This window comes from Halopseudomonas phragmitis (assembly GCF_002056295.1).
GTDB lineage: Bacteria > Pseudomonadota > Gammaproteobacteria > Pseudomonadales > Pseudomonadaceae > Halopseudomonas > Halopseudomonas phragmitis.
Genome location: NZ_CP020100.1, coordinates 3,092,592 through 3,108,488, shown reverse-complemented (window position 1 = coordinate 3,108,488; position 15,897 = coordinate 3,092,592). Strand labels below are relative to the sequence as shown.

At 58.8% G+C, this 15,897-nt stretch carries 17 protein-coding genes and 2 tRNA genes; 18 read left to right on the top strand and 1 reads right to left on the bottom strand.

Annotated features, from left to right (window positions below):
• Positions 1-27 precede the first annotated feature (27 nt).
• The 10 genes from BVH74_RS14445 (at position 28) to BVH74_RS14400 (ending at position 7,745) form a co-directional block, all read left to right on the top strand.
• Positions 28-104, top strand: a tRNA-Val gene (locus BVH74_RS14445).
• Positions 105-285: 181 nt separating this feature from the next.
• Positions 286-2,211, top strand: coding sequence for a threonine--tRNA ligase (thrS, locus tag BVH74_RS14440; protein WP_080050771.1), 1,926 nt, complete (start codon positions 286-288; stop codon positions 2,209-2,211).
• Positions 2,208-2,759: a translation initiation factor IF-3 gene (infC, locus tag BVH74_RS14435; RefSeq protein WP_176472794.1), complete on the top strand. Its 552-nt coding sequence runs from the start codon at positions 2,208-2,210 to the stop codon at positions 2,757-2,759. Before thrS ends, infC begins: the two co-directional genes overlap by 4 nt.
• Before the next feature lie 61 nt (positions 2,760-2,820).
• The gene (rpmI, locus tag BVH74_RS14430; RefSeq protein ID WP_080050769.1) at positions 2,821-3,015 is read left to right on the top strand and encodes a 50S ribosomal protein L35; all 195 of its coding nucleotides are present in this window, start codon (positions 2,821-2,823) and stop codon (positions 3,013-3,015) included.
• Positions 3,016-3,037: 22 nt separating this feature from the next.
• Positions 3,038-3,394 (top strand): 50S ribosomal protein L20, encoded by a 357-nt coding sequence (gene rplT, locus BVH74_RS14425; protein WP_080050768.1) that lies wholly within the window; start codon positions 3,038-3,040, stop codon positions 3,392-3,394.
• 105 nt (positions 3,395-3,499) lie between these two features.
• Complete coding sequence (pheS, locus tag BVH74_RS14420; RefSeq protein WP_080050767.1) at positions 3,500-4,516, top strand: phenylalanine--tRNA ligase subunit alpha; 1,017 nt, start codon at positions 3,500-3,502, stop codon at positions 4,514-4,516.
• Between the two features lie 34 nt (positions 4,517-4,550).
• On the top strand, positions 4,551-6,932 hold the full coding sequence (pheT, locus tag BVH74_RS14415) for a phenylalanine--tRNA ligase subunit beta (protein ID WP_080050766.1): 2,382 nt from the start codon (positions 4,551-4,553) through the stop codon (positions 6,930-6,932).
• Positions 6,933-6,936: 4 nt separating this feature from the next.
• Entirely contained in the window at positions 6,937-7,239 is a 303-nt protein-coding gene (gene ihfA / locus BVH74_RS14410) for an integration host factor subunit alpha (RefSeq protein WP_080050765.1), read from the top strand.
• Positions 7,220-7,588, top strand: coding sequence for a MerR family transcriptional regulator (locus BVH74_RS14405; protein WP_080050764.1), 369 nt, complete (start codon positions 7,220-7,222; stop codon positions 7,586-7,588). Before ihfA ends, BVH74_RS14405 begins: the two co-directional genes overlap by 20 nt.
• A gap of 80 nt (positions 7,589-7,668) precedes the next feature.
• Positions 7,669-7,745, top strand: a tRNA-Pro gene (locus tag BVH74_RS14400).
• Between the two features lie 152 nt (positions 7,746-7,897).
• Here the strand turns inward: BVH74_RS14400 and BVH74_RS14395 are convergent.
• Positions 7,898-8,848: a GlxA family transcriptional regulator gene (locus BVH74_RS14395; protein WP_080050763.1), complete on the bottom strand. Its 951-nt coding sequence runs from the start codon at positions 8,846-8,848 to the stop codon at positions 7,898-7,900.
• Positions 8,849-9,020: 172 nt separating this feature from the next.
• On the opposite strand from BVH74_RS14395, the gene BVH74_RS14390 reads away from it, so the two are divergent.
• The 8 genes from BVH74_RS14390 (at position 9,021) to BVH74_RS14355 (ending at position 15,897) form a co-directional block, all read left to right on the top strand.
• The gene (locus BVH74_RS14390) at positions 9,021-9,614 is read left to right on the top strand and encodes a TetR/AcrR family transcriptional regulator (protein ID WP_080050762.1); all 594 of its coding nucleotides are present in this window, start codon (positions 9,021-9,023) and stop codon (positions 9,612-9,614) included.
• Between the two features lie 59 nt (positions 9,615-9,673).
• Positions 9,674-10,351: a type 1 glutamine amidotransferase domain-containing protein gene (locus BVH74_RS14385; RefSeq protein ID WP_080051744.1), complete on the top strand. Its 678-nt coding sequence runs from the start codon at positions 9,674-9,676 to the stop codon at positions 10,349-10,351.
• Between the two features lie 208 nt (positions 10,352-10,559).
• Positions 10,560-12,014, top strand: coding sequence for an aldehyde dehydrogenase family protein (locus BVH74_RS14380; RefSeq protein WP_177344537.1), 1,455 nt, complete (start codon positions 10,560-10,562; stop codon positions 12,012-12,014).
• 128 nt (positions 12,015-12,142) lie between these two features.
• On the top strand, positions 12,143-13,267 hold the full coding sequence (locus BVH74_RS14375; protein ID WP_080050760.1) for an alkene reductase: 1,125 nt from the start codon (positions 12,143-12,145) through the stop codon (positions 13,265-13,267).
• Positions 13,268-13,350: 83 nt separating this feature from the next.
• On the top strand, positions 13,351-14,613 hold the full coding sequence (locus BVH74_RS14370; protein ID WP_080050759.1) for an MFS transporter: 1,263 nt from the start codon (positions 13,351-13,353) through the stop codon (positions 14,611-14,613).
• A gap of 130 nt (positions 14,614-14,743) precedes the next feature.
• Positions 14,744-14,941: a hypothetical protein gene (locus BVH74_RS14365; protein WP_080050758.1), complete on the top strand. Its 198-nt coding sequence runs from the start codon at positions 14,744-14,746 to the stop codon at positions 14,939-14,941.
• A 2-nt stretch (positions 14,942-14,943) separates the two neighbouring features.
• Positions 14,944-15,444 carry a M48 metallopeptidase family protein gene (locus BVH74_RS14360; protein ID WP_080050757.1) on the top strand — a complete coding sequence of 167 codons (501 nt, stop codon included), beginning with the start codon at positions 14,944-14,946 and terminating at the stop codon, positions 15,442-15,444.
• Between the two features lie 102 nt (positions 15,445-15,546).
• Positions 15,547-15,897 (top strand): nucleotide pyrophosphohydrolase, encoded by a 351-nt coding sequence (locus BVH74_RS14355; protein WP_218189140.1) that lies wholly within the window; start codon positions 15,547-15,549, stop codon positions 15,895-15,897.

Genomic DNA, 15,897 nt, shown 5'->3' with positions numbered 1-15,897 from the left:
GTGCTGCGTAAAGTTCGCCTCCATCGCAGGCACGTAGCTCAGTTGGTTAGAGCACCACCTTGACATGGTGGGGGTCGTTGGTTCGAATCCAATCGTGCCTACCAAATTAAAAACCCGGTCCCTGTGGCCGGGTTTTTTGTTTCAGCGCCGCCCTGTGCGGCTCCACAGCAGCCTGATGAGGGCTGCCGGCGACTGTGACGCCGGTATGAGCTGTGGCGGTCAGCCAGTGCGGCATTTCCATCATGTGGCCTTGCGTAGGGGTCACCACTGAGAAGGAGTGGCAGCATGCCCGTTATTACTCTCCCCGACGGCAGTCAGCGTTCGTTCGACAATCCCGTAACCGTGGCCGAAGTCGCCGCCTCGATTGGTGCCGGGCTGGCCAAGGCCACCGTAGCTGGCCGGGTCGATGGTCGTTTGGTCGATGCCTGTGACCTTATCGACAGCGACGCCAGTCTGCAGATCATCACACCGAAAGACGAAGACGGGCTGGAGATCATTCGCCACTCCTGTGCCCACCTGGTTGGCCATGCGGTCAAGCAGCTGTATCCGAGCGCCAAGATGGTGATCGGGCCGGTGATTGAAGAAGGTTTCTATTACGATATCTCCTTCGAGCGGCCGTTTACCCCTGAAGACATGGCGGCGATCGAGCAGCGCATGCGTGAGCTGATCGATACCGAATACGACGTCATCAAGAAAATGACTCCGCGTGATCAGGTCATCGAAGTGTTCAAGTCGCGTGGTGAGGACTACAAGCTGCGGCTGGTCGAGGATATGCCCGACGAAACCGCCATGGGTCTGTACTACCACGAAGAATATGTCGATATGTGCCGTGGTCCGCACGTGCCCAATACTCGCTTTCTCAAGGCGTTCAAGCTGACCCGGATTTCCGGCGCCTACTGGCGCGGCGACTCCAAGAACGAGCAGTTGCAGCGCATTTATGGCACCGCCTGGGCCGACAAGAAGCAGTTGGCGGCTTACATTCAGCGCATGGAAGAGGCCGAGAAGCGCGATCATCGCAAACTCGGCAAGCGCCTGGATCTGTTCCATACCCAGGAAGAAGCGCCCGGCATGGTGTTCTGGCACCCCAATGGCTGGACCGTCTACCAGGTGCTTGAGCAGTACATGCGCAAGGTTCAGCGCGACAGCGGCTATCGCGAGATCAAGACCCCGCAGGTAGTTGATCGTGTGTTGTGGGAGCGCTCCGGTCACTGGGAGCACTACTCGGCGAACATGTTCACTACTGAGTCGGAAAGTCGCGACTACGCGATCAAGCCGATGAACTGCCCGTGCCACATTCAGGTGTTCAATCAGGGCCTGAAGAGCTACCGCGAGCTGCCGTTGCGGCTGGCCGAGTTCGGCTCCTGCCACCGCAATGAGCCATCTGGGTCGCTGCACGGCCTGATGCGCGTGCGTGGTTTTACCCAGGATGACGCGCACATTTTCTGTACCGATGAGCAGGTCAAGTCCGAGGCAGCTGACTTCATCGCCCTGACCCTGCAAGTCTACAAGGACTTTGGCTTCGATGACGTCGAACTGAAGCTGTCGACCCGCCCTGAAAGCCGTGTAGGTGACGATGCGCTGTGGGATCAGGCGGAGCAGGGGCTGGAAGCTGCGCTCAATGAGGCTGGCCTGAAATGGGATCTGCAGCCGGGCGAGGGTGCATTCTACGGGCCGAAGATCGAGTTTTCGCTGCGTGATTGCATTGGTCGAGTCTGGCAGTGCGGTACTCTGCAGCTAGATTTCATGCTGCCGGGCCGCTTGGGTGCCCAATATGTTGCCGAGGATGGCAGTCGCAAGACTCCGGTCATGCTGCACCGGGCGATTCTCGGTTCGTTCGAGCGCTTCATCGGAATTTTGATCGAACATTATGCTGGCGATTTCCCGGCCTGGTTGGCGCCGACTCAGGCCGCAGTGCTGAATATCACCGATAATCAGGCGGAATTTTGCCGTGAAGTCGAGAAAAGCCTAAATGAAATGGGCTATCGCGCTGTTGCGGACTTGAGAAACGAGAAGATCGGTTTTAAAATCCGCGAGCATACTTTGCACAAGACTCCCTACCTGCTGGTAGTAGGTGACCGGGAAGTCGAATCGCACACTGTGGCCGTGCGCACGCGGGAGGGTAAAGATCTGGGTTCGATGTCAGTCGCCGAGTTCTCCGAATTCCTTGCCCGCTCTGTTGCACAACGAGGCCGCCCGAATTCGGAGCAATAAAGATTAAACGCGAGATGAGACAAGACAAAAGAGCCGCACAGCGTCCGCCGATCAATGAAAACATCACGGCGCGCGAAGTGCGCCTGATTGGCGCCGATGGAGAACAAATCGGTATCGTGTCCATTCAGGAAGCTATGGCAGCCGCAGAGGAGGTCAAGCTCGATCTGGTTGAAATCTCTCCCGATGCCCAGCCGCCAGTTTGCCGGATCATGGATTACGGCAAGCACCTGTTCGAGAAGAAAAAGCAGCAGGCGGCTGCGCGCAAGAATCAGAAGCAGATTCAAATCAAGGAAATCAAGTTTCGTCCAGGGACGGAGGAAGGGGACTATCAGGTTAAGCTTCGCAACCTGATCCGGTTCCTTTCCGATGGGGACAAGGCCAAGATCTCTCTGAGATTCCGCGGCCGCGAAATGGCGCATCAGGAGCTGGGCATGGAACTGTTGAAGCGGGTCGAAGCTGACCTGGCCGAATACGGTACCGTTGAACAGCACCCGAAGATGGAAGGTCGGCAGCTGATGATGGTCATCGCACCCAAGAAGAAAAAGTAATCTCCAGGGCAACGCCAGGCCTTGTGGTTACCTTTATTTACTCTCTTATGGAGTTACGAACATGGCAAAGATGAAAACCAAAAGCGGTGCCGCCAAGCGCTTTAAAGTGACTGGCAAGGGCATCAAGCACAAGCACGCTTTCAAGAGCCACATCCTGACCAAGATGAGCACCAAGCGTAAGCGCCAACTGCGTGGTACTCAGCAGCTCAATGCTTCTGACGTCCAAAAAGTTGAACGCATGCTGCGTCTCCGTTAAGTCTAGGTAGAGGATATTAAGAATGGCTCGTGTTAAGCGTGGTGTAATGGCGCGTAAGCGTCACAAGAAAATTCTGAAGCTCGCCAAAGGCTACTACGGTGCACGTTCGCGTGTATTCCGCGTTGCCAAGCAGGCCGTCATCAAGGCAGGTCAGTACGCCTACCGTGACCGCAAGCAGCGCAAGCGTCAGTTCCGTGCTCTGTGGATTGCCCGTATCAACGCTGGTGCCCGTCAGAACGGTCTGTCCTACAGCCGTCTGATCGCCGGTCTGAAAAAGGCGTCCATCGAAATCGACCGTAAGGTTCTGGCCGATCTGGCTGTGAACGAAAAAGCGGCGTTTACCGCGATTGTCGAAAAAGCAAAGGCTAGCCTGGCTTAAGCCCTCGTTACGACAATCACCGGCGTTCGCGCCGGCTGGCAACGTCAATGATAGGGGAAGAGCCTCATAGCTCTTCCCCTATTTTTGTTTCTGGAGTGCGTGTTCATGGAAAATCTCGACGCCCTGGTCTCCCAAGCCCTGGAGGCTGTGCAGCAGGCGGCTGATGTCAATGCGCTGGAGCAGATCCGCGTTCAGTACCTCGGCAAAAAGGGCGAACTGACTCAGGTGATGAAGACCCTGGGCAATATCCCCGCAGAAGAGCGTCCCAAGGTCGGGGCGATGGTCAATGAGGCCAAGGAGCGGGTGCAGAGCGTGCTCAATGCGCGCAAATCCGAGATGGAAGCAGCGGCACTGAATGCCAAGCTGGCTGCCGAGCGGGTCGATGTGACCCTGCCGGGCCGTGGTCAGGTCAGTGGTGGCCTGCATCCGGTAACCCGGACCATGGAGCGGATCGAAGAATTCTTTTCCCGGGTCGGCTATGCCGTCGCGGAAGGCCCCGAGGTTGAGGACGACTATCACAACTTCGAGGCGCTCAACATCCCCGGCCACCACCCGGCGCGGGCGATGCATGACACCTTCTATTTCAACGCCAATACCCTGCTGCGCACCCACACCTCTCCGGTTCAGGTGCGCACCATGGAAAGCCAGAAGCCGCCGATCCGTATCGTCTGCCCTGGGCGGGTTTACCGTTGCGACTCGGACCTGACCCACTCGCCGATGTTCCACCAGGTCGAAGGCCTGCTGGTCGATCGCAAGGTCAGCTTCGCCGACCTCAAGGGCACCATCGAAGAGTTTCTGCGGGTGTTCTTCGAGAAGGAACTGGCCGTGCGTTTCCGGCCCTCGTTCTTCCCGTTCACCGAGCCCTCGGCCGAGGTCGACATCCAGTGTGTGATGTGTAATGGCGACGGTTGTCGGGTGTGTAAGCAGACTGGTTGGTTGGAGGTCATGGGCTGCGGCATGGTGCATCCCAATGTATTCCGCGCTTCGGGCATCGATCCGGAGCAGTATCAGGGCTTTGCCTTCGGCATGGGCGTTGAGCGCCTGGCCATGTTGCGATACGGCGTCAACGACTTGCGCCTGTTCTTCGACAACGATCTGCGCTTTTTGGCGCAGTTCCGATGAGCACCCGGCAACCCTTTGACAGCAGGAATTCAAGATGAAATTCAGTGAACAGTGGCTGCGGAGCTGGGTCAATCCGCAGGTGAGCCGGGACGAACTGGTCGCCCGGCTGTCGATGACCGGTCTGGAAGTGGACAGCGTCACCCCGGCTGCTGGCGAGTTCAGCGGCGTGGTGGTGGGCGAGATCCTGAGCGCCGAGCAGCATCCGGATGCCGACAAGTTGCGAGTTTGCCGGGTCAGCAGTGGCAACGAGGAATTCCAGGTAGTCTGCGGCGCACCCAACGCCCGGGCCGGTATCAAGGTGCCGTTTGCCATGGTTGGCGCGGTACTCGGTGAAGACTTCAAGATCAAGAAGGCCAAACTGCGCGGCGTTGAGTCCTCTGGCATGCTGTGCTCGGCGTCCGAGCTGAAGCTGTCCGAAGACCATGACGGGCTGTTCGAACTGCCGGCCGATGCGCCGGTGGGTCAGGATCTGCGCGTCTATCTGGGGCTGGACGATGCCATTATCGAAGTCGACCTGACTCCCAACCGTGGTGACTGCCAGTCGATTGCCGGTCTGGCCCGTGAAGTGGCGGCCAATTACGCAGCGCCGCTGCAGCGCCCGCAGATCGACCCGGTACCGGCCGTGCATGACGAAACCCGTCCGGTTGAGTTGCTGGCACCGCAAGCCTGCCCGCGTTACATCGGTCGCGTTATTCGCAATGTGGACCTGTCGCGGCCAACGCCCTTGTGGATGATTGAGCGTCTGCGTCGCAGCGACATCCGCAGCATTGATCCGGCGGTCGATATCACCAACTATGTGATGCTCGAGCTGGGCCAGCCCATGCATGCCTTCGACCTGACTGAAATCAAGGGCGGCATCCGCGTGCGCCTGGCCGAAGAGGGCGAGAAGCTGGTTCTGCTTGATGGTCAGGAAGTCAGCCTGCGCCCGGATACCCTGGTTATTGCCGATCATGAGCGTCCGCTGGCCATGGCCGGGATCATGGGGGGCGAGCACAGTGGCGTGGCGGCCAGTACCACCGACCTGTTCCTGGAAAGCGCCTTCTTTGACACCATCGCCATCGCCGGCAAGGCCCGTGGTTATGGCCTGCACACCGACTCCTCGCATCGTTTCGAGCGTGGTGTCGACTGGCAGTTGCAGCGCGAAGCGGTCGAGCGCGCCACCGCCCTGCTGCTGGAGATTGTCGGCGGTGAGCCGGGCCCGGTCATCGAACAGGTTGCGTCCGAGCACCTGCCGAAGATCGCCCATATCACCCTGCGCAACGAGCGTATTACCCAGATGCTGGGCATGGAGCTGCCCAGGGCCGATATCGAAGCTTATTTGAGCAACCTGGGCCTGGGAATCGCAGCCGATGGCGAAGGGCAGTGGCAGGTCGAAGTACCCAGTCATCGCTTCGATATCAGCCTGGAGATCGATCTGATTGAAGAGCTGGCTCGCCTGTATGGCTACAACCGCCTGCCGGTCAGCGCGCCAACTGCCGACCTGAATCTGACTGCCAAGCCTGAAGCGCGCAGTGAGCTGACTGTGCTGCGCCGGCTGCTGGTTGCCCGTGGTTACCAGGAAGCGATCACCTACAGCTTCATCGAGCCGGGGCTGAGCAAGTTGTTTGATCCTGTGCATGAGCCGCTGGCACTGGCCAATCCGATCTCCGCTGATTTGGCGGTCATGCGCACCAGTCTGCTGCCGGGTTTGAGCAAGGCAGTACTGCACAACCAGAACCGCCAGCAACCGCGGGTGCGGTTGTTCGAAAGCGGCCTGCGCTTCCTGCCGCAAGCCAGCGGCGAATTGCTGCAGCAACCGATGCTGGCGGGTATCGCCACTGGCACCCGGCTGCCCGAAGCCTGGGCCAATGCCGGCGACAAGCTCGACTTCTATGACCTCAAGGGTGATGTCGAAGCCATACTGGGGCAGGGTGGGGCACTGTCCAGCTACCGGTTCGAGCCGGCCGAACACCCAGCTCTGCATCCTGGCCAGAGTGCACGGATCAGTCGCAATGGCGAAGTCGTTGGCTGGCTGGGCGCGTTGCATCCGCAATTGCTCAGCGAGCTGGATCTGCAGGGCCCGGTATTTGCGTTCGAACTGGAGCTTGAGCGTATCAGCGAGGGCGTATTGCCGGCATTCTCTGAACTGTCGCGTTTCCCCGAGGTCAGAAGGGACATTGCCGTACTCGTCGACAAGCAGGTCATGGCCGAGGATTTGCTCGAGGATATCCGCCGCAATGCAGGCGAAAACCTCAAGAACCTCAGGTTGTTTGACGTGTATGAAGGCAAAGGTATTGATCCCAATAGAAAAAGTCTGGCCATCGGCTTGACCTTACAGCATTCATCGCGCACTCTTACTGATGAAGAGGTGAACGCTGTCATGGACAAGGTGCTGACGTCCCTGGAGCAAGGGTTCAATGCCACGTTAAGGAAATAGGTGTATGGGGGCTCTGACAAAAGCAGAAATGGCCGAAAGGCTGTACGAGGAACTAGGCTTTAACAAGCGTGAAGCCAAAGAACTGGTCGAGCTGTTTTTCGAGGAGATCCGCAACGCGCTGGAGCACAACGAGCAGGTCAAGTTGTCCGGATTCGGCAACTTCGACCTGCGCGACAAGCGCCAGCGCCCCGGCCGCAATCCCAAGACCGGTGAAGAAATACCAATTACCGCCCGACGTGTCGTAACCTTCAGGCCCGGACAAAAACTCAAGGCACGAGTGGAAGCCTATGCTGGAACCCAGCCATAACGATGAACTGCCGGCTATCCCCGGCAAACGCTACTTCACCATTGGTGAGGTCAGTGAACTCTGTGCGGTCAAACCGCATGTCCTGCGCTACTGGGAACAGGAGTTTCCGCAGTTGTCGCCGGTCAAGCGGCGCGGCAATCGCCGCTATTATCAGCGCCAGGATGTGCTGATGATCCGCCAGATCCGCGCCTTGTTGTACGACCAGGGTTTCACCATCGGCGGTGCGCGACAGCGCCTGTCCGGCGAGGAGGCCAAGGAAGACATTACCCAGTACAAGCAACTGATCCGTCAGACTATTGCCGAACTGGAAGATGTGCTGCAGGTGCTCAAAATGCGTTCGCATCACTGACTGAATCGAAAAAAAACTTTCTCATTTCAGGCAGTTATTGTATGATGCGACCCGCCTGAGCCGACAAGCTCAGGCATCGTCGGGGCGTAGCGCAGCCTGGTAGCGCACTTGCATGGGGTGCAAGGGGTCGAGTGTTCGAATCACTCCGTCCCGACCAACTTCAGAAAAAATCCAGTCACTTAGCGGTGACTGGATTTTTTATGCCTGCTGTTTTTTGGTAGGCGACTACAGTGAGCGCTACTGAGAGAATTGTGGTTGCAGTAGGGAACTCAGGTGTATCTGTTGGTGAGCAAGTTCTAATAGGCGTGTTCAGCCTGCCCCGTTGGCTGTCTTGTACAGCTCATCTCGCATCAATTGCGGCGGTTTCCCATAGGCACGTAGAAAAGCCTGACGCATGCGCTCACGATCGCCGAAACCAGTCTCGCGTGCGATCACTTCTACTGGATGACGGCTCGTCTCCATCATCACGCGTGCGGCCTCTATTCGCAGACTTTCGACTGCTTTCGCTGGAGTTTTTCCGGTTTCCTCGCGGAACACTCGACTAAACTGGCGAGGGCTTAGTCGCGCGACATCTGCCAGTGCCTCGACCGAGAGATCACTGCGCAGGTTTTCGCGCGCATAGGCCATCGCCAGTTGTACGCGGTCGGATTTGGGGTCTATCTCCAGCAGAGCCGAGAGCTGTGATTGCTCAGCGCCCCGGCGCTGGGCGATTACCAGTTTGCGGGCCACGCGGCGGGCCAGGTCAGGGCCCAGGTCGCTCTCTACCATGGCCAGGGCAAGATCCACTCCGGCACTCATGCCTGCACCCGTCCAGATCTGCCCGTCGACTACGAACAGCCGATCATCATCGATTCTGACAGTGGGATGACGTTTCTTGAACTCGGGCACGTGCAACCAATGAGTCGTGACCCGTTTGCCCTCCAATAGGCCGGCTTCGGCGAGCACGAAGACTCCTGTGCACAGTGATGCAATACGTCGCGATTGCGAGCTGGTGCTGGATAGACACGTCAGCAGCTCGGGACTGGGTTCACCCAACTCCAGGTAGCCGCTGACGATGATGGTGTCATAGCCAGCCAGGCCGAGCGCCTCGGTATTGACCGAGAAGCCCTGAGACGACAGCACGGCTCCACCTGTCTCGGACACCAGAGTGAACCGGTAGACCGGCTCGCCATGCAGGAGATTGGCGCATTCGAATACGGAACCGACCGACAGGCTCAGCGCTTGGAATTGCGGGTAGACCACTAATGCCACGGTATGCATCGATCATTTCCTCTCTGCGGGCATGCGTCTATTGTCGGAGAGCCGGGTGGTTTGCGCAATCGGCTTGCCGTGCATGTCCGAAATCCTTGCAGATATGACATTGCTGCTATCAGTACCGACTCCTAACATAGCTCCAACGAACTAGACGACTGGTCTACTTAGGCAGGCAGCTATGACAACCACTGATAGCAATCAGACCCGGCAGCGCATTTTCGGCGCCGCCCAATCGATCATCGCCCGCAAAGGTTTCTCCGCTGTTGGGCTGAATGAGGTACTGAATGCCGCGGGCGTGCCGAAGGGTTCCTTCTACCACTACTTCGCTTCGAAGGACGCCTTCGGCACAGCGCTGCTGGAGCACTACTTCGAAACCTATTTCGCTGACATGGATCGTATTTTTCAGGACCCAGCAACCAGCGCCCATGACGCGCTGATGCGTTACTGGCAACTGTGGATCTCCAACCAGACCTGTCAGGTCGAGTGCGGTAAATGCCTGGCCGTGAAATTGGGCGCTGAAGTCGCCGATCTTTCCGAACCGATGCGATTGGCACTTCGGCGCGGTACCGCGCAGATCGTCGAGCGGCTGGAGGCTGCGATCAGCAGAGGCGTGGAGGAGGGCACGGTAACCATCGTTGCTACGCCCGCTCAGCTGGCACTGAGGCTCTATGCCCTGTGGTTGGGGGCCAGTGTGATGACCAAGATCACCCGTACGCCCGATTCGTTCGAAGAGGCACTGCAGCAGACGCAACACCTTCTCGGTAACCAGTGAACCCATGACCGGCAAGGGTCGGTCGAAACCAATGCAATACCCACTATGAGGCAATGATCATGAAAGTTCTGATGGTTCTGACATCCCATGACAAGCTGGGTAACACCGGCAATAAAACCGGCTTCTGGCTGGAAGAGTTCGCCGCGCCTTACTACGTCTTCAAGGACGCCGGGGCCGACATCGTGCTGGCATCGCCAGCCGGTGGCCAGCCGCCTCTGGATCCCAAGAGTGATCTGCCGGATTTCCAGACCGAGGCGACCCACCGTTTCGCTGCCGATCCGGCCACGCAGCAAGCCCTGGCCAGCACGGTGAAACTCAGTGAAGTGAAGGCTGAGGATTTCGACACGGTGTTCTACCCAGGCGGCCATGGCCCTCTGTGGGATCTGGCGGAGTCGGATACATCCATCGCCCTGATCGAAAGCTTCGAGCGCGCCGGTAAGCCAATCGGTTTCGTCTGCCATGCTCCGGGCGTGCTGCGCCACGTCAAGGCTGCGGATGGCGAGCCGCTGATCAAGGGCCGCCGGGTGACTGGTTTCACCAACAGCGAAGAGGCCGCTGTAGGACTGACTGACGTGGTGCCTTTCCTCATCGAGGACGAGTTCCAGGCACTTGGCGCACGTTATGAGAAAGCCGGCGACTGGCAGCCGTTCACCGTAGTCGACGGGCGCCTGGTCACTGGTCAGAACCCCGCCAGCTCAGAGTCCGCTGCCAACGCCTTGCTCAAACTGCTGGCTTGATTCGCGCAATCTGCAGGGTTCAGACGAACCCGTGCAAGTAATGAGCGGGCGCACTGTGCGCCCGCTCTGAGCGCCCTCGCGCACGCTACCGCATAACAACACCGCAGCAGCAGTCGCCTTTTGGGTGACGGGATTTCTGCTGCCTGAAGAAAGCTGTCTTGATCATTTAAGTCAATAGATTTTCATTTGGATTCAAGGAGATAGGCTAATGTCTACTGTCATGAAAGATTCCCGCTCTACTAGCATTTTCGATGGCCCGTACTACCTGTCCATCGCCGGTAAGCTGGTCGCCACCGATGCGCATTTCGATGTGTTCAATCCGGCGACTGGCGAGGTCTTCGCCAAGGCTCCGTCGGGTTCGCCTGAGCAACTGGAGGCGGCGATCGCTGCTGCCAAAGGCGCGTTCAAGACCTGGTCGGTCCTGAGCTACGACCAGCGCCAGAGCTATCTGGATGCCTATGCCGATGCGCTTTTGGAACACCGCGATGAACTGGCTCGCTTGCTGACGTTGGAACAAGGCAAGCCGCTGAAAACCATGGCCGAGCCGGAAGTTGACCAGGCGATCTCGTGGATTCGCCAGATCGCTGCGCGGCGTATTCCGGTGGAGATCGTCGAGGAGAACGACAACCACATCGTCGAGCTGCATCACACGCCGCTGGGTGTGGTCGGTGCGATCACGCCGTGGAATTTCCCGGTGCTGCTGGCGCTGTGGAAAGTGGCGCCCGCGCTGATCACCGGCAACACCATGGTCATCAAACCGTCGCCATTCACACCCCTCACCACCTTGCGCTTTGGGCAGATTGCTCAGTCCGTGCTGCCTGCTGGTGTGCTTTCAGTGGTTTCAGGTGGCAACGAGCTGGGCCCGCAAATGACCGCTCACCCGGACATCGCCAAGATCAGTTTCACCGGCTCCACCGAGACCGGCAAGCATGTCATCCGTTCGGCTGCAGGCACCGTCAAGCGGCTGACCATGGAGATGGGCGGCAACGACGCGGCAATCGTCATGCCTGATGCCGACTGGCAAGCGATCATCCCGCAACTGTACTGGGGCGCCGTCGGTAACTCGGGGCAGTGGTGCGTGGGTATCAAGCGCCTCTACGTGCATAGCAGTTATCGCAATGAGTTCGTGGCAGCGTTCGTTGAGTACGCGCGGCAGCAGGTCATGGGTGACGGTCTCGACCCGAACGTGACCGTCGGCCCTGTGCAGAACAAGATGCAGTACGACAAGGTTCGTAGCTTCCTGGATGACATCAAGGCCAATGGTTACAAAGTGGTATTGGGCGGTGAGGTAGACGAGAGCCGTCCTGGCTATTTCATCCCGGTAACAGTGGTCGACAACCCGCCAGAGAGCTCGATGATCGTGCAGCAGGAGCAGTTCGGACCGATCGTGCCGATCATCGCGTACGACGACGTCGACGATGTCGTGGCCCGCGCGAACGACAGTCCGTTCGGCCTGGGTGGTTCGGTCTGGGGGCGTGATACCCAGGCAGCGGTGGCCGTGGCCAATCGCCTGGAAACCGGGATGGTCTGGGTCAACGAGATCCACACGCAAGGCATCGATATTCCCTTCGGTGGCCATAAGCAATCGGGTATCGGCACTGAGCACGGCCATGAAGGCCGCCTGCTGTTCACCAACCCGAAAACCGTGTTGATCAAGAAGTAACGCCTGAGCGGCCTCTCCAGCAGAGGGGCCGCACTCCCAATCATCAAGCCCATTGGGCGCCAGGTGCGTCCATTCGCGCCCGTGCGCCTGTCGATAAGTGCAGTCGCCTGAACAACAGGATAGAAATCATGAAACATGCTGCTCTGTTTACCCCCATCGACATGGGGCGTATCACTCTCAAGAACCGCATCGTGCTGCCGCCGTTGACTCGTCAGCGCAGCGCCCAGCCAGGCGATATCGCGACTGATCTGATGGCCACTTATTACCGCCAGCGTGCCGGTGCCGGTTTCATGGTCAGTGAGGGCACCCAGATCGAACCGCGTGGCCAGGGCTATGCCTGGACGCCCGGTATCTACAGCCAGGCTCAGATCGATGGCTGGCGCAAGGTGACCGAAGCGGTACATGCCGAAGGTGGCGTGATCTTCGCCCAGCTCTGGCACGTCGGTCGCGTTTCCCATAACGCGCTTCAGCCTGACGGGCAGGCGCCCGTGGCGCCATCCGCCATTCAGGCGCAGAAGGTCAAGGCATTCATTCAGACCGGCCCTGGTGTCGGCGAGCTGGTTCAGCCGTCGCTTCCACGCGCACTGGAGCTGGCTGAAATCCGCGATCTGGTCGGGCAGTACGCCCAGGCGGCACGCAATGCCATCGACGCCGGTTTCGATGGCGTGGAAATTCACTCAGCCAACGGTTATCTGGTCAACCAGTTCATCTCCGCACATTCCAACCAGCGCGATGATGCTTACGGAGGCTCGCTGGAAAACCGCCTGCGCTTCCTGCGCGAGATCGTAGACGCCGTGGCCGCTGCCGTAGGCGCGGATCGCCTTGGTGTGCGCTTCACCCCGTTGTTCACCGGCACCGATCAGGACCGGGTGTATATCGGCCTGGTCGAAGAGGACCCGCACACCACCTATATCGAAGCCATCAAGGTGCTGGAGGCAGCAGGTGTGGCCTATGTGTCGATCGCCGAGGCGGACTGGGACAACGCGCCGGATCTGCCCGAGAGCTTCCGCCGCGACGTACGCGCGAACTTCAGCGGGAAGATTCTCTACGCCGGTCGTTATACCGCCGAGCGTGGTGAGCGGCTGATCGAGGCCGGGCTGGCCGACCTGATCGCATTCGGTCGTCCCTTCATCGCCAACCCCGATCTGCCCGAACGCATCGCCAATGGCTGGCCGCTCAACCCGCTGGATCCTGCCACTGTCTATGGTGGCGCGGAGAAGGGCCTGACGGACTACCCGACCTACTCGGACTGACGTTCACATCTGCCGGCGTGGCCTCGACGCGAATGGACGGGGACACGCCTGCGTAACTGCTCACTGCGTAGGAAGTCTTCGTCATGTCTGTCAAATCCGTACCGATCGAACGCGATGTTACGCCGGGTCTGGCGTATCCGGCCTTGGCTGGCAGCGACGTCCGTGCTCCGTCAGTCGCAGCCGTGGTCGTGTGTATCCTGCTCGTCGCGCTCACGCTGCGCCCGGGCATCGTTTCCATGGGGCCATTGCTGACCGCCATCATCGATGAGCTGGGATTGACTCACACCCAGGCCTCGCTGCTGACCACGATTCCGACCTTGCTGATGGGATTGCTGGCACTGCCCGCACCCTGGCTGGCGCATCGATTTGGGCGTGACCGGATCATCCTGCTGGCGCTGATCGTGCTGGGCGCCGCGATCATCCTGCGTGCGCTGGCTGGCTCCATTGGGCAGTTGTTTGCCAGTACTGCGGCAGTCGGGGCGGGTATCGCGGTCGCCGGAACGCTGTTTTCCAGTTACGTGAAGGCGCGCTCGCCGAATCGTATCGCGTTGTTCATGGGTATCTATGCAACGGCCATCGGCCTGGGCAGCACAGTCGCTGCGGTGGCGACCGGGCCGATCGAGCAGTTGATTGGTGATTGGCGTTGGGCGGGCGGTTTCTGGGTACTGCCGGCACTGCTGGCGATCATGGCCTGGGTGGGCATCGAGCATCGGAGCCTGAGAGCGCCGGTCTCTACCGCTTCGACCCAGATGCCCAGGATGCCGCTGCGCAACCCTACGGCCTGGCTGATCGCACTGTTCTTCGCCTGCAACAACCTGGTGTTCTACGCCCTGATTGCCTGGTTGGCACCGATGTATATCGAGCGTGGCGAGAGCGCCAGCTCGGCAGGCTTGATCCTGGCCAGTTATACCCTGGGGTTCATGCTGGCCAACCCGGTGTTTGGCTTGCTCAGCCGTAGCGATGATCGACGTCTGTTGCTTGCCGCGAGCTCCAGCATCGCCTTGCTGGGCAGCCTGGCGATGGCCGTTGCGCCTGATGCCATGCCGCTGGTGACTGCTGCGATTGCGGCTTTTGGTACCGGAGGTGCCTTTACCCTGGGTATGACCCTACCGCTGGACAACGCTTCGACACCTGAGGAGGCTGGCGCCTGGACTGCTTTTGTGATGTTGCAGAGTTATCTGGTCGGCGCTGCCGGTCCGTTGCTCGTGGGATATCTGCGTGATAGTGCGGGTCACTTCCAGTCGGCCTTGTGGCTATTGGTGGCAGTAGGGGTGCTTATGTTGATGGTGACCCCGTTCTTGCAGCCTTACCGTAATCGCAGGCTGAAGGGGTGTTGCTGCGGCTGAGGTTTCTGATTGCCCGGTGATATCAACTGCTCTGATCCTTTGCTTTGCTGCCCCACTAAAACGGGGGTACCCCACGGATGCGGTTGTATTGTTGTGCGCATACAACGAGAATTGAAGGCAAGGAGCCGACATGAACCTGCCAGCGATTCTTGAGGTTTTGTATCAGGTAATACCCAGCCGTCAGCGGCGTATCTTTTCGGTAGCCTGCGAAGCCGCTCTGGATATGGGGAAGCCTCTGAGCGATTTTACTGAGTACAGTCGCCAACTGTATTACGTGATTCTGGTGAGGAGGGAGCTGTTTGATCCAGGTAGCTTGCTAGAGGAGTAACCATGACCACACTCAAGTACCTCGGCGGCTATAGCTCCAGCCTGCAACAGCAGGTTCAGCAACTGATCGACAGCAAGCGACTTGGCACCTGGCTTGAACAGCGTTATCCAGCGCAAGCTCAGCATCTGATCCAAACCGACGCGGCCCTGTACGACTACGTGCAGCGCATCAAGCAGCAATTCATGCGTAGCGCTGATCCGATCAGCAAGGTGTTCTATGACACCCGCATGCACGTCATCGGCAACGCCCTGGGCCAGCATCAGTTTGTCAGCCGTGTGCAGGGCAGCAAGCTCAAGCGCAAAAACGCGATCAAGGTATCGGCTATCTTCAAGACCCTGCCAGAGCCGTTACTGCGGATGGTCGTGGTGCACGAGCTTGCGCACCTGCGCGAGAAGGAGCACAACAAGTCCTTCTATCAGCTATGTCAGCATATGGAACCGGACTATCACCAGTTGGAGCTGGACTTGAGGTTGTTTCTGACCTTGCGTGAGCAGGGCGACTAGAGACAAATCCCGGTAGATAATGCAAAGTGGTTCACATCGTGATGCAGGCCCAGAGGCACGAGCCTGCACTGTCGTCTTGCTGACAAGGATTTTGGAGAGAGTGTGTCCGAGATAAAAAAACTGACCGAAAAAGTCCTGGCATTCCGCGATGAGCGTGACTGGAAACAGTTTCACAACCCCAAGGACCTGGCGTTGTCACTAGTGCTGGAAGCGGCCGAAGTGCTGGAGATTTTTCAGTGGAAACAGGACATGGGAGCCATCCAGAACGCTGCCCGGGAGCGCAAAGAGGATCTTGCTGACGAACTGGCCGATGTTTTCTGCTACACCTTACTACTGGCCAATGACTTGGGCATAGACTTGGAGCAGGCTCTGGAATCCAAGATAGAGAAGAACGGCGTCAAATACCCGGCTGAAAAAGCCAAAGGCTCGAACAAGAAGTATACGGAGCTGTGA